Below are 19209 nucleotides of genomic sequence, written 5' to 3' on the forward strand. Positions count from 1 at the left end.
GGCATCATGGTCGTATGCCCGAAGGAGACACCATCTGGCTGGCGGCCCACCGCCTGCACGACGCGCTGGCCGGACGGGTGCTCACCCGTACGGACCTCCGGGTGCCGCGCTTCGCCACGGCCGACCTCACCGGCCGCACCGTCCTGGACGTCACTCCGCGCGGCAAGCACCTCCTCACGCGCGTCGAGGGCGGGTTCACCGTCCACTCCCATCTGCGGATGGACGGCGCCTGGCGGGTGTACGCCACGGGCGAGCGCCCGCGCGGCGGCCCCGACCACCAGATCCGGGCGATCCTCGGGAACGCCGAGAACACCGCGTACGGCTACCGGCTGCCCGTCCTGGAGCTGCTGCGCACCGCCGAGGAGTCCCGGGTGGTGGGCCATCTGGGCCCGGACCTCCTGGGCCCCGACTGGGACCCGGAGGAGGCGGTGCGCCGTCTCTCCGCGGATCCGGCCCGCACGCTGGGCGAGGCCCTGCTGGACCAGCGGAACCTCGCCGGCATCGGCAATGTCTTCAAGTGCGAGCTGGCGTTCCTCGCCGGCCTCACCCCCTGGCTGCCGGTCGGTGAACTGCCGCCGGACGTGCCCGCGCGCCTGGTCGCGACGGCCCACCGCCTCCTGGAGGCGAACAAGGACCGTCCGGAGCGCCGCACCACCACGGCCCGTCACCCCGGCGTCCCGCTCTACGTCTACGGCCGCGAGGGCCGTCCCTGCCTGCGCTGCGGGGCGCCGGTACGTAAGGCCGAACTCGGCGAGCGGGTCACCTACTGGTGCCCCGGCTGTCAGCGGGGACCGCAGGGAGACACCCCGTGAGAAACCGCGGAGAGACACCCCGTAGGCAGCGAAGAGGCCCCGCACAGAGCGACGAGCCCGCGGGTCACCGACCCACAGGCTCCACCTACTTCTCCGGTCCGCGCTCCCGGCCCGCGTCCCCCACCAGGTGACGCACCGTCATCCGCGCAGGACCCGCCACGCTCCCCGGCGACGTCGGCGGCCGCCGGCGCGTTCGGCCGAGGCGGCCACGTGCACCGGCAGCAGACTCAGTCCCCAGCCGCTCGCGGCCAGCGCCGCTTCGACCGCCCCGGCCTCGGCCGGGGCCAGGACCAGGCGCAGGACCGCCCACCACCAGAATCCCCCGGCCACCAGCCCGGCCACGACCAGCGTGAGCGTCACCAGCGGGAACCGTCGCCGTACCATGGCCGCCTCCTGCGATCGACGCTAGACCGGCAGGATCACTCGGCGGGAGGGCGCACCGTAGCCAGACCGGGCGCGCGCCGAGCGCGCGGCCCCGGGTATGGACCTCAGCGGCACGCCCCCCACCGGGCGACGACTCCGCGGCACGTCCAGCACCGCTCTAGACGCTCTCCGCCTGGAACATCCAGGCGTGCTTCTCGAGGTCGGCCGTCAGGCCGATGAGGATGTCCTGGGTGACCGGGTCGGGCTGCTCGGTCGCCTCGATGCGCTCGCGCATCCGGGTGATGACGGCCCCGAGCGCGTTGACCAGGATCTGGACGGCGTCCCCGTCCTTGATCCAGCCCTCCGGAGTCTTTCCGATGGCGCTGGAGGACGCGACGGTCGCCGCCCGCCCGTCCGGGTTGACGCCGAGGGCGGAGGCGCGCTCGGCCACCGTGTCGGAGTGTGTCCGGGCCGTGTCGACGACCTCGTCGAGCTGCAGGTGGACGGACCTGAAGCGCGGCCCGACGACGTTCCAGTGCACCTGCTTGGCGACCAGAGCGAGGTCGACCAGGTCGACCAGGGCCCCCTGGAGCGCGTTGCCGACCGTCTTGAGGTCGGCGTCGGAAAGCGGACTCTTCACGACAGACATGCGGAATCTCCAACCAGTCGTACGTTTCCCCCACCATGGCACGCATGACCGGGATCCGGCATCTCAAACAATTCCCGGGAAGCTTCCGACCTGCGCCGGAACGGCGAAAAGCCCCGGCCGACACCCCCGCAGGGGTGACGACCGGGGCTTGGCCCCGATGCGGTTCAGGCGGCGACGACGTCGACCGCTTCCGCGGGCGCCTTGATGGTCACCCGCTCGGTGGGCACACCGCCCACCGACGTCACCGACACCGAGTTGAGCATCGGACGGACCGGTGGCACCGGTTCGTTCGCCGCTGCCGACGCGGCCAGTTCGGCCAGTGACAGCTCGTCGCTCACTTCACGCATGAGCTCGGACATCCGTACGTCCAGCGCGTCGCAGATAGCGGAGAGCAGTTCGGAGGAAGCCTCCTTCTGCCCCCGCTCCACCTCGGAGAGATAGCCGAGCGAGACTCGGGCGGACGAGGAGACTTCGCGCAGAGTACGGCCCTGGCGCTGGCGCTGCCGACGCAGCACGTCACCCAGCAGGCGACGGAGCAGGATCATCGGTGGCTCCCTCCTCGGACCGCGTAGCCGCATCCTTCTCGCCCCACCGTACCGCCTCGCGCCGCGGCCGTGCGGGGAGCGATGTCGTGTTCACTCAGGGCTGCAAACATCAATTCCCCCCGTTCTGTTCCGTATCCTGTGCCCGCGCATTTCCCGAGAGTTCCTCACGGAGCAGCCCCAGCACGCTCCGTACGCTCTCTCTACGGATTTCCTCGCGGTCGCCGTTCAATCGCAGCGACGCCACTTTCCCGGCCCGGGCTTCCGTCCCGGCCGGCCCGGACACCGCCACGTACACCGTGCCGACGGGCTGCCCGTCCTGCCGCCCGGGCCCGGCCACGCCGGTCGTCGAGATGCCCCGGTCGGCGCCGAGCAGGTCCCGTACACCCGCCGCCATCTGCAGGGCGACCTCGGGATCCACGGCGCCGCGCTCGTCGAGAAGGGCGCCGTCCACCCGCAGCAGGTCCCGCTTCACGTCGGTCGCGTAGGCCGTGACGGAGCCCCGGAAGGCAGCGGAGGAACCGGGGACCGCGGTGAGCGCGGCCGCCACGAGACCGCCGGTCAGCGACTCGGCGGCGGCCACCGTGTGACCACGCTCCGCGAGCAGCGCCAGGACCTGGGCGGCCTCGCTCATCGCGTCGCCGCCTCCGCGCGAGCCGCGGCCCGCTCGGCCGCGAGGCCCCGGCGCCTGAGGACGACCGCCTGGCGCACGTAGTCCAGGCCGGTGACGACGGTCAGCACGACCGCCACCGCCATCACCCAGAAGCGCAGGGTGGCGAGCGGACCGGTGAGCATCAGCACGTACATGCCCACCGCCGTGCCCTGGGCCAGCGTTTTCATCTTTCCGCCGCGGCTCGCGGGGATGACTCCGTGCCGGATCACCCAGAAGCGCATCAGGGTGATGCCGAGTTCCCTGGCGAGGACGACCGCCGTCACCCACCAGGGGAGATCCCCGAGCCACGAGAGGCAGATCAGCCCGGCTGCCATGATCGCTTTGTCGGCGATCGGGTCGGCGATCTTCCCGAAGTCGGTGACCAGGTTGTACGCGCGGGCGAGGTGCCCGTCGAAGACGTCCGTGATCATGGCGACCGCGAACGCCGCCCACGCCCAGGCGCGCCAGGCGGGGTCGTGCCCGCCGTCCTGGAGCAGCAGGACCACGAATCCGGGCACGAGGACGAGCCGGATCATGGTGAGGATGTTCGCGATGTTCCAGAGGCTGGCCTGATTGACCGCAGCCGCGCCCAGCTTGCCGCGCGGCGCCGGCCTACCGGTCCCGCCCGTCGCGGATGCCGGGACTCCGGTCATCTGCCCGCCTCCTCGGAGAGACACTCGGCGACCAGGTCGACGCCCTCCGTGCCGACGACCCTGGCCCTGACCATACGGCCCGGGGCCAGGTCGGGCTCCGTCCCGCCGTCCGTGGTGAGGAGCACCTGGCCGTCCGTCTCGGGGGCCTGGTGGGCGGCGCGGCCGATCCAGCCGTCCTCCTCGTCGAGCGTCTCGACCAGTACCTCCAGGGTCTCGCCGATCCGCTCCTCCGCACGCTGGGCGGTGAGCTCCTCGGCGAGCCGGGAGAGGTGGGCGAGCCGTGCGTCGACCACCTCCTGGTCGAGCTTGTTCTCGTACGTGGCGGCCTCGGTGCCGTCCTCGTCCGAGTAGCCGAAGACGCCGATGGCGTCGAGCCGGGCGTGGGTGATGAAGCGTTCCAGCTCGGCGAAGTCGGCCTCCGTCTCGCCGGGGAAGCCGACGATGAAGTTGGAGCGGGCGCCGGCCGTGGGCGCCTTGGACCGGATGGTCTCCAGCAGCTCCAGGAAGCGGTCGGTGTCACCGAAGCGGCGCATGGCCCGCAGCACGTCCGGGGCGCTGTGCTGGAAGGAGAGGTCGAAGTAGGGCGCGACCTTCTCGGTGGAGGTGAGGACGTCGATGAGGCCGGGCCGCATCTCGGCGGGCTGGAGGTAGCTGACCCGCACGCGCTCGATGCCGTCGACCCCGGCCAGCTCGGGCAGCAGGCTCTCCAGGAGCCGGATGTCGCCGAGGTCCTTGCCGTAGGAGGTGTTGTTCTCGGAGACCAGCATGATCTCCTTCACGCCCTGCTCGGCGAGCCACCGCGTCTCGTTGAGCACGTCGGAGGGACGGCGGGAGACGAAGGAGCCGCGGAAGGACGGGATGGCGCAGAAGGAGCAGCGGCGGTCGCAGCCGGAGGCCAGCTTGACGGAGGCGACGGGGCTGGTGTCCAGGCGGCGGCGGAGCGGGGCGCGCGGTCCGGAGGCGGGCGCGAGGCCCTCGGGGAGGTCCTCCGGCACGGCCGCGGGGGCCTCCACGGCCCCGTGTCCCGGCAGGGCCACGTCGGCGGCGGCCTGCTGGCGCTCCACGGGCGAGAGCGGCAGGAGCCGGCGCCGGTCACGGGGGGTGTGGGCCTCGACGCTGCCGCCGCTGAGGATGGTCTGGAGGCGGTTGGAGATGTCGGCGTAGTCGTCGAAGCCCAGGACGCCGTCGGCCTCCGGGAGAGCCTCGGCGAGTTCCTTGCCGTACCGCTCGGCCATGCAGCCGACGGCGACGACCGCCTGGGTCCGGCCGTGGTCCTTCAGATCGTTGGCTTCGAGGAGGGCGTCGACGGAGTCCTTCTTGGCGGCCTCGACGAATCCGCAGGTGTTGACGACGGCGACGTCCGCTTCCTCGGCGTTCTCGACGAGCTCCCAGCCGTCCGCTGCCAAGCGGCCTGCGAGCTCCTCCGAGTCCACCTCGTTACGGGCGCAGCCAAGAGTGACAAGGGCGACGGTACGGCGTTCGGGCATGGACTCAAGACTACTTCGTCCCGGCCGTGCGTCCGTCGCGCAGGGTTCACCTGCGCGACGGACGTCACACACCGGGACGGAGGGGTGGACGGGGCGGGAGGGCGGAGGGCGGTCCGGTCAGCCGGCCTCGGGGTCGCCCTTGGCGTAGGAGAGCCGCTCGACCTGGCCGTCCTCGAACTCCTCGGCGATCTTCTTGCCGTTCACGTACAGCTCGATCGCGCCGGCGTTGCCGAGGACCAGGTCGACGCGCTCGCCGTCCTGGAAGGTCTTGGACTCGCCGTCCAGGAGGAGCCCGTCGAAGAGGAGCTTGCCGTCGGCGGCCTTGGCCGAGATCCAGCTCTTGCCCTGCTTGGCGGTGAGCTTGACCGTGACCTTGTCCTTCGGGACCGCGGCGATCGCGCTCTCGGCGGGCTTGGGCGCGACGGGCTTGACCGGCTTCGGCTTGCCTGTCGCGGTCGCCTTCTCGGGAGCGGGGGCGGGACCGCCCTCGGCCGTGACGGTGCCCTTGGGGGCGTCGCTGCCGTTGAACATCGTGAAGCCGACGAAACCGACGACGGCGACGATGGCCGCCACCATGGCGGCGGTCCAGTTGGGCCGGCGCGGTTCGGGCCGGATGCGTTCGGCCTCGAACAGCGGAGCGGCGGGGGTGGGCGCGGGACGGCCTCCGTGGTCGGCGTCGTACCGTTCGACGAGCGGGGCCGGATCGAGCCCGACGGCGCGCGCGAGGGTACGGATGTGACCGCGCGCGTAGACGGCGCCGCCGCAGCGCGAGAAGTCGTCCGCCTCGATCGCGTGCACGATCGGGATCCGTACACGCGTGGAGGCACTGACCTCTTCGACGGTGAGACCGGCGGCGATGCGGGCGTGCTGGAGAGCGCGACCGATCGATTCCTGGTCGTCTGCCGGGAACGTCCGGTCGTCTTCGGGGGAGTTGCCGATGGACACGAGAGCGCCTTTCGAGCGTGTAGCCACCTGCTGGACGTTCAGTCTATGGGTGGTACGAAAGGGTGGGGCAACCGGGCGGGTGCTGTTTGTACGCCATGAGGCTGGGACATCCTTCTGTCCCTCCGTCCAACTTGACGTACGGCCAGGGGAAACGGTTGCCCACCCTTTTCTTACGAGTGAGTCTCGGACGGATCTGAACGGGTACCCCCGCTCCCGCCGCGTTACTCCGTCCGGTGCACCGGGCCCCCCGGCTCCCCCGGCCGCCGCCCGTCACTCCGCCGACTCGCCGCGGATGACGGCCAGCACACCGTCCAGCTCGTCGGGTTTGACGAGTACGTCCCGCGCCTTCGAGCCCTCGCTCGGGCCCACGATGTTCCGGGACTCCATCAGGTCCATCAGCCGCCCGGCCTTGGCGAAGCCGACGCGCAGCTTGCGCTGGAGCATCGACGTGGAGCCGAACTGGGTCGACACGACCAGCTCGGCCGCCTGGCACAGCAGGTCGAGGTCGTCGCCGATGTCCTCGTCGATCTCCTTCTTCTGCTTGGTGCCGACGGTGACGTCGTCCCGGAAGACCGGGGTCATCTGGTCCTTGCAGTGCCGTACGACCGCGGCGACCTCGTCCTCGGTGACGAACGCGCCCTGCATGCGGACGGGCTTGTTGGCGCCCATCGGCAGGAAGAGGCCGTCGCCCTTGCCGATGAGCTTCTCGGCGCCGGGCTGGTCGAGGATGACGCGGCTGTCGGCGAGCGAGGAGGTGGCGAAGGCGAGCCGGGAGGGCACGTTGGCCTTGATGAGACCGGTGACGACGTCCACGGACGGCCGCTGCGTGGCCAGCACCAGATGGATGCCGGCGGCGCGGGCCAACTGGGTGATGCGGACGATGGCGTCCTCGACGTCGCGCGGCGCGACCATCATCAGGTCGGCGAGCTCGTCGACGATGACCAGGAGGTACGGGTAGGGCTGCAGCTCCCGCTCGCTGCCGGGCGGCGGCTTCACCTTGCCGTCGCGGACCGCCTGGTTGAAGTCGTCGATGTGCCGGAAGCCGAAGGCGGCCAGGTCGTCGTAGCGCAGGTCCATCTCGCGCACGACCCACTGGAGGGCCTCGGCGGCCCGCTTGGGGTTGGTGATGATCGGGGTGATCAGGTGCGGGATGCCCTCGTAGGCGGTGAGCTCGACCCGCTTGGGGTCGACCAGCACCATCCGGACGTCCTCGGGGGTCGCTCTTATCATCACCGAGGTGATGAGGCAGTTGATGCACGAGGACTTGCCGGAGCCGGTGGCGCCGGCGACCAGCACGTGCGGCATCTTCGCCAGGTTGGCCATCACGTAGCCGCCCTCGACGTCCTTGCCGAGCGCCACGAGCATCGGGTGGTCGTCGCCCGCCGCGTCGGCGAGGCGCAGCACGTCCCCGAGGTTCACCATCTCGCGGTCGCTGTTCGGGATCTCGATGCCGACCGCGGACTTGCCGGGGATCGGGGAGATGATCCGCACGTCGGGCGAGGCCACCGCGTAGGCGATGTTCTTCGTCAGGGCGGTGATCTTCTCGACCTTCACGGCGGGCCCGAGCTCGACCTCGTACCGGGTGACCGTCGGGCCCCGGGTGAAACCGGTGACGGCCGCGTCCACCTTGAACTCGGCGAAGACGGTGGTGAGCGAGTCGACGACGGCGTCGTTGGCGGCGCTGCGGGTCTTGCCCGGCCCGCCGCGTTCGAGCAGGTCGAGCGGCGGCAGGGCGTAGGTGATGTCGCCGGACAGCTGGAGCTGCTCGGCACGGGCGGGCAGCTCGGTCGGTTCGGGCGCGGGCTTGGTCAGGTCGGGTACGGCTCCGCCCGGCCGCTTCTCTCCGCCCCGGGCCGTGGGCACGTTCGGGGACGCGGCCGGGCCGGCCGGGGCGGCCGGTGCGGCCGGTACGGCCGGTGCGGCCGGTGCGGCCGGTGCGGGCGCCCCGGTGTCCGGGCCGGCGGCCCGCTCGGTGGTGACGTCCCGGGTGAGGTCGGCGACGAGCGGGGACGGCGGCATGCCGTTGAGGACGGCACCGTCGAGCGCCGCGGCCGCGGCGGCGGCCACGTCGACCGGGTCCATGCCGTGGCCGGAGGCGGACCGCTCGGCGGGGCGGCGGGGCGCCCGGGGGCGACGGCCGAGCGCCTCCTCCTCGGCCCGGTCCACGTCGTACGGCTCGGCCGGACCGGCCGCCCTGCGCCGCGCGGGGCGCGGGCCGCGGGGTGCGGCCTCCCGCCAGTCCTCGTCGTACTCCTCGTATCCGCGGTACTCGGCGGCGGCCGGGTCGCCGGCGGCCTCGACGATGCCGAGCCGGGCGCCGAGCGCGCGCAGCCGCTGCGGAATGGCGGCGACCGGCGTGGCGGTGACCACCAGCAGGCCGAAGACCGTGAGCAGGACGAGCAGCGGGACCGCGAGGACCTCGCCCATCATGAAGACGAGCGGCTTGGAGGCCGCCCAGCCGATGAGACCGCCCGCGTCCTGCATGGCCTCGGTGCCGTCGCCGCGTCCCGGGGACTCGCAGGCGATGTGGACCTGGCCGAGGACGCCGACGACCAGCGCGGTGAGTCCGATGACGATGCGGCCGTTGGCCTCGGGCTTCTCGGGGTGGAGGATCAGCCGCACCCCGATCGCGCCGAGGAGCAGCGGCACCAGCAGGTCCAGCCGGCCGAAGGCGCCGGTCACCAGCATCTCGACCAGGTCGCCGACCGGGCCGCGGAGGTTGGACCAGGTGCCGGCGGCGACGATCAGCGCCAGGCCGAGGAGGAGCAGCGCGAGACCGTCCTTGCGGTGGGCCGGGTCGAGCCCCTTGGCGCCGCGCCCTATCCCCCGCAGCATCGCCCCGACGGCGTGGGCGAGACCGAGCCAGATGCCCCGGACGAGCCGGTAGAGCCCTCCGGTCGGGGAGGGCGCGGGACGGGGCGGGGCCTTCTTCGCCGCGCTCTTCCGGGCGGGCGGGCGCTTGGCGGGTGCCGCCTTCTTCGCCGCCGTCTTCTTGGCGGGGGTCTTCGCCGCGGCCTTCCCGGCCCTGGCCGGGGACTTCGCGGGTGCCGCCTTCCTGGCGGCACCCGTCGTCCGGCCGGCGCGCGGTTGTGCGGTGCCCGCCGTGCCCTGGGAACCCTTGCCGGACGTACGTGAAGCCATGGTGCTGAGGTTACCGGTGGAGCGTCGGGCTGTCCGCCTCACCCGAACGTGTCGTCCTTGCCGTATCGGGAAGCTGACGCCGGATCAACGGGCCGACCGGTTCTGGCGGTACGTCAGTTCTGGGCGGGCATCGAGGGCGCGCCGCCCGTGCCCGGCTCCAGCGCGTCCAGCGCCCGGCGCAGCCCGGTGAGCTTGCGCTCCAGGTGGGCGGCGGTGGCGACGGCCGCGGCGTCGGCGGAGTCGTCGTCCAGCTGCTTCGACAGCGCCTCGGCCTGCTCCTCGACGGCGGCGAGCCGGGCCGACAGCTCGGCCAGCAGGCCCGCGGACTCCTTGCCGTGGCCGCCCTCGCCGCCCTCCAGCTGGAGCCGCAGCAGGGCCGCCTGCTCACGCAGCTTGCAGTTCTTCATGTAGAGCTCGACGAAGACCGAGACCTTGGCGCGCAGCACCCACGGGTCGAACGGCTTCGAGATGTAGTCGACCGCCCCTGCCGCGTATCCCCGGAAGGTGTGGTGGGGGCCGTGGTTGATCGCGGTCAGGAAGATGATCGGGATGTCCCGCGTCCGCTCGCGGCGCTTGATGTGCGCGGCGGTCTCGAATCCGTCCATCCCCGGCATCTGGACGTCGAGGAGAATCACCGCGAAGTCGTCCGTCAGCAGCGCCTTGAGCGCTTCCTCCCCGGACGATGCCCGCACCAGGGTCTGATCGAGCGCGGAGAGAATGGCCTCCAGCGCCAGCAGATTCTCCGGCCGGTCATCGACCAGGAGGATCTTGGCCTTCTGCACCATGCCCCGTCCTCCTCGCCCCGGCAACGGCTCGCCCCGGCTCCCGGAACCGGGGGAAGCACCGGGCGCCGCCCCAGGGGACGACTTCCTCGCGCCGTCCGTCCTTGTGCCGGTCATCGTAGCCGCACCCCGCCCGTCGCCACACCCTGTCACCGCGATGTCACTGTGCACGGTCGTCGCGCACGTACGGGAAACGCGGTGGGAGACCAGAAGGTTCCCCGCTTCCGGGCCTCTCACACCCGGATGGCGACAGTCCGTCCCCAGCGGGCCGGGGCGGGCGCGGACCGGCCGCGCGGACCCCGGCCCCCCGCGTCACTCGCCCCGCATCCACTGCTCCATGACCGACAGCAGATGGTCGGGGTCGACCGGCTTCGTCACGTAGTCGGAGGCCCCCGACTCGATCGCCTTCTCCCGGTCGCCCTTCATCGCCTTCGCGGTGAGCGCGATGATCGGCAGGCCGGCGAACTGCGGCATGCGCCGGATCGCGGTCGTCGTCGCGTAGCCGTCCATCTCCGGCATCATGATGTCCATCAGGACGACCGCCACGTCGTCGTGCTGCTCCAGCACCTCGATGCCCTCGCGCCCGTTCTCCGCGTAGAGCACCGACAGCCCGTGCTGCTCCAGGACGCTGGTGAGCGCGAACACGTTGCGGATGTCGTCGTCCACGATGAGCACCCGCTCGCCGGAGAAGGAGAACGTACGGCGCGGTTCGGGCGCCGTCTCCTCCTCCGCCCGCTCCGCCGCGCCGTTCAGCGCGGCACGGTCGGCGCCGCCGGCCGCCGAGGACCGCGCCTCCGCCGCCTCCGCGGCCGCCTTCCGCCGGTGCCGGAACAGCGCCCCGGCCCCGGACCGCGCCTCGCCGCGTACGGGAGCGGGCGAGAAGTGCGGGAAGGAGTGGTCGGTCCCCTCCGCGTCCTCCCCCGCCTGCGCCTGGCCCTCGTCGGAGTCGGCCGCGCCCTGCCCGGACGGGCCGGCGGCCTGCTCGACCGGCTCCAGCGGCAGGTACAGCGTGAAGGTCGAGCCGCGGCCCGGCTCGCTCGCCGCGAAGATCTCGCCGCCGAGCAGGCGGGCGATCTCCCGGCTGATCGACAGGCCCAGGCCCGTACCGCCGTACTTCCGGCTGGTCGTCCCGTCGGCCTGCTTGAAGGCCTCGAAGATGACCCGCATCTTGCTCGCCGCGATGCCGATCCCGGTGTCGGTGACCGAGAAGGCGATCAGCTCCGCCTCCGGGTCGCGCAGGGAGCCGGCCTCCAGGAGCTGTTCCCGGATCGACTGCGGCACGTCCCCGCCCGCGGGCCGGATCACCAGCTCGACGGCTCCCGTGTCGGTGAACTTCACCGCGTTCGACAGCAGGTTCCGCAGCACCTGGAGCAGCCGCTGCTCGTCGGTGTGGAGCGTGGCCGGCAGTTCGGGCGAGACCCGTACCGAGAAGTCGAGGCCCTTCTCCGCGGTGAGCGGCCGGAAGGTCGCCTCCACGTAGTCCACGAGCTGGACGAGGGCGATCCGGGTCGGCGAGACGTCCATCTTGCCCGCCTCGACCTTGGACAGGTCGAGGATGTCGTTGATCAGCTGGAGCAGGTCCGAGCCGGCGCCGTGGATGGTCTCGGCGAACTCGACCTGCTTCGGCGTCAGATTGCTCTCGGCGTTGTCCGCGAGCAGCTTGGCAAGGATCAGCAGCGAGTTGAGCGGGGTGCGCAGCTCGTGCGACATGTTCGCCAGGAACTCGGACTTGTAGCGCATGGAGACCGCGAGCTGCTCGGCGCGCTCCTCCAGGACCTGCCGGGCCTCCTCGATCTCGGTGTTCTTGACCTCGATGTCCCGGTTCTGCCGGGCCAGCAGCTCGGCCTTCTCCTCCAGTTCGGCGTTGGAGCCCTGGAGCTCCTTCTGCCGGTGCTCCAACTCCGCCGACCGCTCCTTGAGTTGCTCGGTCAGCTCCTGCGACTGCTTGAGCAGCACCTCGGTCTTGGTGTTGACGCTGATGGTGTTGACGGTGGTCGCGATCAGCTCGGCGAGCTGGTTGAGGAAGTCCCGCTGGATCTGGGTGAAGGGCTGGAACGACGCCAGCTCGATGACCCCGAGGACCTTCCCCTCGAAGAGGACCGGCAGCACGATGACATGGGCGGGCGCCGCCTCCCCGAGCCCGGAGGAGATCTTCAGATAGCCCGGCGGCACGTTGACCTGGATGGTCCGCTTCTCCTCGGCCGCCGTCCCGATGAGGGTCTCCCCGGGACGGAACGAGGTCGGCATGGACCCGGCCGAGTAGCCGTAACTCCCGCGCATGCGCAGCTCGTACGAGCCGTCGCCCTCCCCCACGAGTTCGGCGTCGCCGTGGGCGGAGCCGGTCGGCATGGCGACGAAGAAGGCGCCGTGCTGGGCGGAGACCACCGGCGTCAGCTCGCTCATGATGAGGGAGGCGACGTCGTCGAGGTCCCGGCGGCCCTGCATGAGACCGGAGATGCGGGCCAGGTTGCCCTTGAGCCAGTCCTGCTCCTCGTTGGCGAGGGTGGTGTCGCGCAGGTTGGCGATCATCGTGTTGATGTTGTCCTGGAGGGCCTGGATCTCGCCCGCCGCGTCCACCCCGTCGATCTTGAGGTTGAGGTCGCCGCGGGTGACCGCCGTGGCGACGGCCGCGATGGCCCGCACCTGGCGGGTCAGGTTCCCGGCCATCTCGTTCACCGACTCGGTGAGGTCGCGCCAGGTGCCGTCGACGTCCCGGACGCGGGCCTGGCCGCCGAGGATGCCCTCCGTACCCACCTCGCGGGCCACGCGCGTGACCTCCTCGGCGAAGTTGGAGAGCTGGTCGACCATCGTGTTGATGGTGTTCTTCAGCTCCTGGATCTCACCGCGCGCGTCGATGTCGATCTTCTTCGTGAGGTCGCCCTTGGCGATGGCGGTGGTGACCGCGGCGATCTGCCGCACCTGGCCGGTGAGGTTGGAGGCCATCGAGTTCACCGACTCGGTCAGGTCCTTCCACGTGCCGGAGACGCCCGGCACCCGGGCCTGGCCGCCCAGCTCGCCCTCGGTACCCACCTCGCGGGCCACGCGCGTGACCTCGTCCGCGAAGTTCGACAGGGTCGCCACCATCGTGTTGACCGTCTCCGCGAGCTCGGCGACCTCGCCGCGCGCCTCGACGGTGACCTTCTTGGTCAGGTCACCGTTGGCCACGGCCGCGGAGACCCGCGAGATGTTCCGCACCTGACTGGTCAGGTTGTTGGCCATCAGGTTGACGTTGTCGCTGAGGTCCTTCCACGTACCGGTGACACCGCGCACGCGGGCCTGGCCACCGAGGATGCCCTCCGTACCCACCTCGCGGGCCACGCGCGTGACCTCGTCCGCGAAGTTCGACAGCTGGTCGACCATCGTGTTGACGGTCGTGACCAGCTCCAGGATCTCGCCCCGGGCGTCGACCGTGATCTTCTTCGACAGGTCACCGCGGGCGACGGCCGTGGTGACCTCGGCGATGTTCCGCACCTGGCTGGTGAGGTTGTTCGCCATGAAGTTCACCGACTGGGTGAGGTCCTTCCAGGTGCCGGAGACGCCCTGCACCTCCGCCTGGCCGCCGAGGATGCCCTCGGTGCCGACCTCGCGGGCCACCCGCGTCACCTGCTCGGCGAAGTTGGACAGCTGGTCGACCATCGTGTTGATGGTGTTCTTCAGCTCCAGGATCTCGCCGCGCGCGTCCACGTCGATCTTCTGCGACAGGTCGCCCCGCGCCACCGCCGTGGCGACCTGCGCGATGTTGCGCACCTGGGCGGTGAGGTTGCCGGCCATGAAGTTCACCGAGTCGGTGAGGTCGCGCCACACACCGGCCACGCCCGGCACCTGCGCCTGACCGCCGAGCCGCCCGTCCGTGCCCACCTCGCGGGCCACCCGCGTCACCTGGTCCGCGAAGGCCGACAGCTGGTCGACCATCGTGTTGATGGTGTTCTTCAGCTCCAGGATCTCGCCGCGCGCGTCCACGTCGATCTTCTGCGACAGGTCGCCCCGCGCCACCGCCGTGGTCACCTGCGCGATCTGCCGCACCTGCGAGGTCAGGTTGCCGGCCATGAAGTTCACCGAGTCGGTCAGCTCGCGCCAGCGGCCGGAGACGCCGTCCACACGCGCCTGCCCGCCGAGCCGGCCCTCGGTGCCCACGTCCCTGGCCATCCGGGTCACCTGGTCGGCGAAGGCCGACAGCTGCGACACCATGGTGTTGACGGTGTTCTTCAGCTCCAGCATCTCGCCGGCCACGTCCACCGTGACCTTCTGCGACAGGTCACCGTTGGCCACCGCCGTCGTCACCTGCGCGATGTCCCGCACCTGACCGGTGAGGTTGCGGAAGGCCGTGTTCACCGAGTCGGTGAGGTCCTTCCAGGTGCCCGCGGCGCCCGGAACCTCGGCCTGGCCGCCGAGCAGACCCTCGACGCCGACCTCCCGGGCCACCCGCGTGACCTCCGAACCGAAGGCGGAGAGCTGGTCCACCATCGTGTTGACGGTGTTCTTCAGCTCCAGCATCTCGCCGGCCACGTCCACCGTGACCTTCTGCGACAGGTCACCGTTGGCCACCGCCGTCGTCACCTGCGCGATGTCCCGCACCTGCGTGGTGATGTTCCGGAAGACGGTGTTGACCGAGTCCGTGAGGTCCTTCCACGTGCCCGCGGCCCCCGGCACCTGCGCCTGACCGCCCAGCAGACCCTGCGCGCCGACCTCGCCCGACACCCGGGTCACCTCGTCGGCGAAGATCCGCAGCGTGTCGGTCATCTGGTTGATCGTGTCGGCGAGCTGCGCGATCTCACCGCGCGCGCTCACGGTCACCTTCTGCGACAGGTCACCGTTGGCGACCGCCGTCGTCACCTCGGCGATGCCCCTCACCTGATTGGTGAGATTCCCCGCCATCGTGTTGACGGAATCGGTGAGGTCCTTCCACACGCCGGCGACCCCGGCCACCTCGGCCTGTCCGCCGAGCTCGCCCTCCGTACCGACCTCACGCGCGACCCGGGTCACCTCGGAGGAGAACGACGACAGCTGGTCCACCATCGTGTTGACGGTGTTCTTCAGCTCCAGCATCTCGCCGGCCACGTTCGCCGTGACCTTCTGCGAGAGGTCGCCGTTGGCCACCGCCGTCGTGACCAGCGCGATGTCGCGCACCTGGGCCGTCAGCCGGTACGCCATGGTGTTGACCGAGTCCGTGAGGTCCTTCCACGACCCGGAGACCCCGCGCACCTGCGCCTGACCGCCGAGGATGCCCTCGGTGCCGACCTCCACGGCGACGCGGGTCACCTCGGAGGCGAACAGCGACAGCTGGTCCACGAGGTTGTTCACGGTCCGTGCGACCTTGAGGAACTCCCCGCGCAGCGGCCTCGCCGCCCCGTCGGAGCCCTCCCAGCGCAGGTCCATGCGCTGTTCCAGATCACCCTCGGCCACCGCCGACAGGACCCGGCCGACCTCGGACACCGGCCGCGCCAGATCGTCCACGAGCGCGTTCGCGGCCTCGATCGCCGCCGCCCACGCGCCCTCGGTGGCCCCGGCCTCCAGCCGCTCCGACAGCTTGCCCTCGCGGCCCACCACCCGGCGGACCCGCGACAGCTCGCCCGTCACGTGCATCTGCCGGTCGGCGACCTCGTTGAACACGGCGGAGATCTCCGCCATGATCCCGTCGCCGGAGACCGTGAGGCGCCTGCGCAGGTTCCCGTCGCGCATGGACACCAGGGCGCCGAGCAACCGCTCCAGCGCCGCCTCGTCCACCTGCACCGTCCCCCCGCGGGAACGTGCGCCTCTCGCGCGCGTGCCGCCGCTGCCGCCGCCTCGACGCGCCGCCGTGCCAGAGTCCACCGTGTCCCTCCCGAAAGGGGTCGCCCGTACCGTTCCGCCTCGCAGCGGTAACCTGCCCAGTGTTTCACCGCGACCGAACCAGGCGATAACAGTTCGGCAGCTTCGCACAGCGTCCCCGCCCCCAGGGGACGGAAACTGCCATGACCGGCATCCGCCCGGACAGCGAAGGTAAGTAACCTGGCTTCCGGCTGTCCAACCGCCCCGGTCCGCCCGGCGGGGGCGGTGTGGTGCGCGTACGACCACCGGGCAGCGGGAGGGGCAGACCGAGCATGGCAGAGCCGGGCGTCGAGACGCGTACGAGGAGTGCTGTGATCACCGCGCGGGCGACTGCCACATTCGAGCCCGTGGGGCGGTCCGTGGCGGCCGCCCGGGCCTTCGTCCGGGACACCCTCCAGGGCTGGGGCCACCCCGAACTCGTCGACGACGCCGTCGTCCTCACCAGCGAACTCGTGACGAACGCGGTGGTCCACGCCGGCACCGCCGCCGAGGTCCTCTGCCTGCGGTCCGAGGACAGCATCCGCGTCGAGGTCGCCGACCGCTACCCCGAGCGCGAGGTTCCCGTCCAGGGCGGGCGCTCGCCGGGCAGCCCGGACCGCGAGAACGGCCGCGGCCTCCTCCTGTGCGCCGCGATCGCCGCCCGCTGGGGTGTCGACTACTCCCCCACCCGCAAACACGTCTGGTTCCACCTGGACCTGCCGCAGCGCCCGGTGGGCACCCGCTCCGCCGGCCCCGTGCTGCCGGACACCGTCCTGCCCGTCACCGACAGCCGCGTCCGCGTCGCCGTCGTCCAGATCGACCGCGCCGGCGCGATCACGGGCTGGAACGAGGACGCCGAGGACCTCTTCGGCTACGCGGCGGACCAGGTCAGCGGCAAACCGCTCGGCGACCTCGCCGCCTGGCCCCACACCCCCGGCATCGGCACGGGCCTCGCGGAGGCGCTGCGCTTCTCCCGCTGGGAGGGCAGCTACGGCATCCGCTGCTCCGACGGCCGTGTGGTGCCCGTGTACGCGGCCCACCTGCGCGTCCGCGACGCGGAGGGCGAGCCGTCCACGGTCTGTCTGCTGGTACGGGAGCACGAGCGGGCCGTCCTGCAGACCCCGCAGCGCCCGGCGGGCGCCGACGCGGGCCCGGACAACCGCTCCTCGGACCCCTTCGAACTGTTCATCGGCTCCCCGGCCCCCGACGACCTCGACGGTCTCCTCCAGCGCACGGTCGAGCGTGCCCGGGACATGCTCGACGGCGACGCGGCCTTCCTGCTGCTCGCCACCGACGACGAGACGGAGCTGGAGGTACGGGCGACCACCGGTCTGCCCGCCGCCCGCCAGCGCTTCGCCCGCGTCCCGGTGGAGACCGGCGCGAGCCGGTACGGCTCCGCCCGCATGCCCGCGGTCCACGAGGACCTGGCGGCGGTGCCCGGCGCCGTACCGCTCCTGGAGGGCACCGGCATGCGGTCGGTCGTCACGGTCCCGCTGAAGGTCGAGGGCCGGCTCACCGGCTCCCTGGGCGTGGCCGCGGAGACCGCGAACCGCTACTCGAACGAGGAGGCCCTGCGCCTGCAGTTCGCGGCGGACCGGATCGCGCTGGCCGTGGAGTCCGCCCGCCTGGGCGAGCTGGAGCGCCTGCGCCGTGGTTCCCTCAGCTTCCTGGTGGAGGCCTCCGACCTGCTGGCGGGCACCCTGGACCGGGACCAGACCCTGGCGCTGATGGCCCAGATGACGGTCCCGACGCTGGCCACCTGGTGCGCGGTCTACACGATCGCCGACCAGTCCTCGGAACCGTATCTGTCGTACGTGCTCCATGAGGACGAGGACCGCATCGACGGTCTGAAGGCCCTGCTGTCCTCGATCGCCCCGCCGGATCCGGTGCCGGCCCCGGGCGCCCGCGTCTGGTCGGCTCCGGGGGAGGCGGCGCAGCGCGCGGCGGTCCGGGCCTCGGTCCGTGAGCTGGAGCAGCTGGGCAGCCCGCTCTCCTCCGGCATCGACACGACCCTGGCCACGGCGGGCGCCGTGGCCGGGGAGACGGTCGTGCTGCCGCTGGTGGCCCGCAACCGCGTCATCGGCCAGCTGATCCTGGGCCGCCCGGCGGAGGACCACTTCCGCCAGGAGATCCTGGAGCTGGCCGAGGACCTGTCCCGCCGGGCCGCCCTGGCCCTGGACAACGCCCGTCTCTATTCGGAGCGCGTGGCGATCAGCCAGTCCCTCCAGCGCAGCCTCCTGCCGCCGGATCTGCCGCAGATCCCGGGCGTCGAGGTCGACGTCATCTACCGGGCGGCCGGCGAGGGCAACGAGGTCGGCGGCGATTTCTACGACGTCTTCCCGATCAGCGACGACGCCTACGGCTTCGCCATCGGTGACGTGTGCGGTACGGGCCCGGAGGCGGCTGCGGTGACGGGACTGGCCCGCCACGCGCTGCGGCTCCTGGCCCGTGAGGGCTTCGGCGGACCGGCCGTCCTGGAGCGCCTGAACGCCGCGATCCTCGACGAGGGGGCCCGCAGCCGCTTCCTGACGCTGCTGTACGGCGAGATGCACCCGCAGGAGGACGGCTCCGCGGTCCTGAAGGTCGTCTGCGCCGGCCACCCCCTGCCGCTGCGCCTCCGCCCCGACGGCACGGTCTCCCCCGCGGCGGAGCCGCAACCGCTGCTGGGCGTCATGGACGACCTGGAGCTGTACGAGGAGACGGTGACGCTCGAGCCGGGTGACGTCCTGCTGTGCGTGACGGACGGTGTGACGGAACGCCGTGAGGGCACCCGCATGCTGGGCGACGACGGCCTGGCCGAGGTCCTGAAGACGTGCACGGGCCTCACGGCCGGCGCGGTCTCGGCCCGCATCCTGCGCGCGGTGGAGCGCTTCGCCCAGGCCCCCGCCTCCGACGACATGGCGATCCTGGCGATGCGCCTGCGCGAGCCGGACGACCGCTGACGGACACCACCGGCCGGCCGCCCCGCCCGTGCGGGGACGGTCGGCCTTGGTCTCCCGTGGCCGCCCGGGAACGCAAAAAAGCCCCCGCCGAATGGCGGGGGCCTTTTCTCTGAGCCCTTTAACGGAATCGAACCGTTGACCTTCTCCTTACCATGGAGACGCTCTACCGACTGAGCTAAAAGGGCGGGTTGTTCGGCGGCGTCCTACTCTCCCACAGGGTCCCCCCTGCAGTACCATCGGCGCTGAAAGGCTTAGCTTCCGGGTTCGGAATGTAACCGGGCGTTTCCCTAACGCTATGACCACCGAAACACTATGAAGTTGAACCGCCGCGCCCCGACCAAGAGGGGGCGTGTTCGTTACTTCAGAACTAACACAGTGGACGCGAGCAACTGAGGACAAGCCCTCGGCCTATTAGTACCGGTCAGCTCCACCCATTACTGGGCTTCCACATCCG

At 71.5% G+C, this 19209-nt stretch carries 12 protein-coding genes, 1 tRNA gene and 1 rRNA gene; 2 read left to right on the plus strand and 12 right to left on the minus strand.

From position 1 onward, the window contains the following. Positions 1-14: 14 nt before the first annotated feature. Positions 15-812 carry a DNA-formamidopyrimidine glycosylase family protein gene (locus ABTY40_RS10045; RefSeq protein ID WP_352059064.1) on the plus strand — a complete coding sequence of 266 codons (798 nt, stop codon included), beginning with the start codon at positions 15-17 and terminating at the stop codon, positions 810-812. 138 nt (positions 813-950) lie between these two features. On the opposite strand, the gene ABTY40_RS10050 is transcribed toward ABTY40_RS10045, so the two are convergent. From ABTY40_RS10050 to ABTY40_RS10095, 10 genes are all read right to left on the minus strand, one after another. Next, complete coding sequence (locus ABTY40_RS10050; RefSeq protein WP_352059065.1) at positions 951-1196, minus strand: hypothetical protein; 246 nt, start codon at positions 1194-1196, stop codon at positions 951-953. Positions 1197-1353: 157 nt separating this feature from the next. Next, complete coding sequence (locus ABTY40_RS10055) at positions 1354-1824, minus strand: Dps family protein (protein WP_352059066.1); 471 nt, start codon at positions 1822-1824, stop codon at positions 1354-1356. A gap of 164 nt (positions 1825-1988) precedes the next feature. Next, the gene (locus ABTY40_RS10060) at positions 1989-2369 is read right to left on the minus strand and encodes a helix-turn-helix domain-containing protein (protein ID WP_309054756.1); all 381 of its coding nucleotides are present in this window, start codon (positions 2367-2369) and stop codon (positions 1989-1991) included. Positions 2370-2478: 109 nt separating this feature from the next. Then, positions 2479-3000 carry a CinA family protein gene (locus tag ABTY40_RS10065; RefSeq protein ID WP_352059067.1) on the minus strand — a complete coding sequence of 174 codons (522 nt, stop codon included), beginning with the start codon at positions 2998-3000 and terminating at the stop codon, positions 2479-2481. Next, positions 2997-3671: a CDP-diacylglycerol--glycerol-3-phosphate 3-phosphatidyltransferase gene (gene pgsA / locus ABTY40_RS10070; RefSeq protein WP_352059068.1), complete on the minus strand. Its 675-nt coding sequence runs from the start codon at positions 3669-3671 to the stop codon at positions 2997-2999. Before pgsA ends, ABTY40_RS10065 begins: the two co-directional genes overlap by 4 nt. Beyond that, complete coding sequence (gene rimO / locus ABTY40_RS10075; RefSeq protein ID WP_352059069.1) at positions 3668-5158, minus strand: 30S ribosomal protein S12 methylthiotransferase RimO; 1491 nt, start codon at positions 5156-5158, stop codon at positions 3668-3670. The genes pgsA and rimO overlap by 4 nt, the downstream gene beginning before the upstream one ends. A 117-nt stretch (positions 5159-5275) precedes the next feature. Then, positions 5276-6103, minus strand: coding sequence for a helix-turn-helix domain-containing protein (locus ABTY40_RS10080; RefSeq protein WP_352059070.1), 828 nt, complete (start codon positions 6101-6103; stop codon positions 5276-5278). Between the two features lie 270 nt (positions 6104-6373). Continuing rightward, positions 6374-9244 (minus strand): DNA translocase FtsK, encoded by a 2871-nt coding sequence (locus tag ABTY40_RS10085; RefSeq protein ID WP_352059071.1) that lies wholly within the window; start codon positions 9242-9244, stop codon positions 6374-6376. A gap of 113 nt (positions 9245-9357) precedes the next feature. Beyond that, positions 9358-10029: a response regulator gene (locus tag ABTY40_RS10090; protein ID WP_309055917.1), complete on the minus strand. Its 672-nt coding sequence runs from the start codon at positions 10027-10029 to the stop codon at positions 9358-9360. A gap of 309 nt (positions 10030-10338) precedes the next feature. Continuing rightward, positions 10339-15837 carry a HAMP domain-containing protein gene (locus ABTY40_RS10095; protein WP_502990534.1) on the minus strand — a complete coding sequence of 1833 codons (5499 nt, stop codon included), beginning with the start codon at positions 15835-15837 and terminating at the stop codon, positions 10339-10341. Between the two features lie 269 nt (positions 15838-16106). Between ABTY40_RS10095 and ABTY40_RS10100 the strand changes: the two genes are divergently transcribed. After that, positions 16107-18755: a SpoIIE family protein phosphatase gene (locus ABTY40_RS10100; protein WP_352059073.1), complete on the plus strand. Its 2649-nt coding sequence runs from the start codon at positions 16107-16109 to the stop codon at positions 18753-18755. A gap of 112 nt (positions 18756-18867) precedes the next feature. Here the strand turns inward: ABTY40_RS10100 and ABTY40_RS10105 are convergent. Both ABTY40_RS10105 and rrf read right to left on the minus strand, forming a co-directional pair. Further along, a tRNA-Thr gene (locus tag ABTY40_RS10105) sits at positions 18868-18940 on the minus strand. A 5-nt stretch (positions 18941-18945) separates the two neighbouring features. After that, positions 18946-19062, minus strand: a 5S ribosomal RNA gene (gene rrf / locus ABTY40_RS10110). Positions 19063-19209: the final 147 nt, after the last annotated feature.

Source organism: Streptomyces sp. NPDC126503 (genome assembly GCF_040302405.1).
Classification (GTDB): Bacteria; Actinomycetota; Actinomycetes; order Streptomycetales; family Streptomycetaceae; genus Streptomyces; species Streptomyces gulbargensis.

Coding starts and splice junctions, on each gene's coding strand:
- ABTY40_RS10045 (WP_352059064.1), top strand. CDS start 15: ATGCCCGAAGGAGACACCATCTGGCTGGCGGCCCACCGCCTGCACGAC.
- ABTY40_RS10050 (WP_352059065.1), bottom strand. CDS start 1,196: ATGGTACGGCGACGGTTCCCGCTGGTGACGCTCACGCTGGTCGTGGCC.
- ABTY40_RS10055 (WP_352059066.1), bottom strand. CDS start 1,824: ATGTCTGTCGTGAAGAGTCCGCTTTCCGACGCCGACCTCAAGACGGTC.
- ABTY40_RS10060 (WP_309054756.1), bottom strand. CDS start 2,369: ATGATCCTGCTCCGTCGCCTGCTGGGTGACGTGCTGCGTCGGCAGCGC.
- ABTY40_RS10065 (WP_352059067.1), bottom strand. CDS start 3,000: ATGAGCGAGGCCGCCCAGGTCCTGGCGCTGCTCGCGGAGCGTGGTCAC.
- pgsA (WP_352059068.1), bottom strand. CDS start 3,671: ATGACCGGAGTCCCGGCATCCGCGACGGGCGGGACCGGTAGGCCGGCG.
- rimO (WP_352059069.1), bottom strand. CDS start 5,158: ATGCCCGAACGCCGTACCGTCGCCCTTGTCACTCTTGGCTGCGCCCGT.
- ABTY40_RS10085 (WP_352059071.1), bottom strand. CDS start 9,244: ATGGCTTCACGTACGTCCGGCAAGGGTTCCCAGGGCACGGCGGGCACC.
- ABTY40_RS10090 (WP_309055917.1), bottom strand. CDS start 10,029: ATGGTGCAGAAGGCCAAGATCCTCCTGGTCGATGACCGGCCGGAGAAT.
- ABTY40_RS10100 (WP_352059073.1), top strand. CDS start 16,107: ATGGCAGAGCCGGGCGTCGAGACGCGTACGAGGAGTGCTGTGATCACC.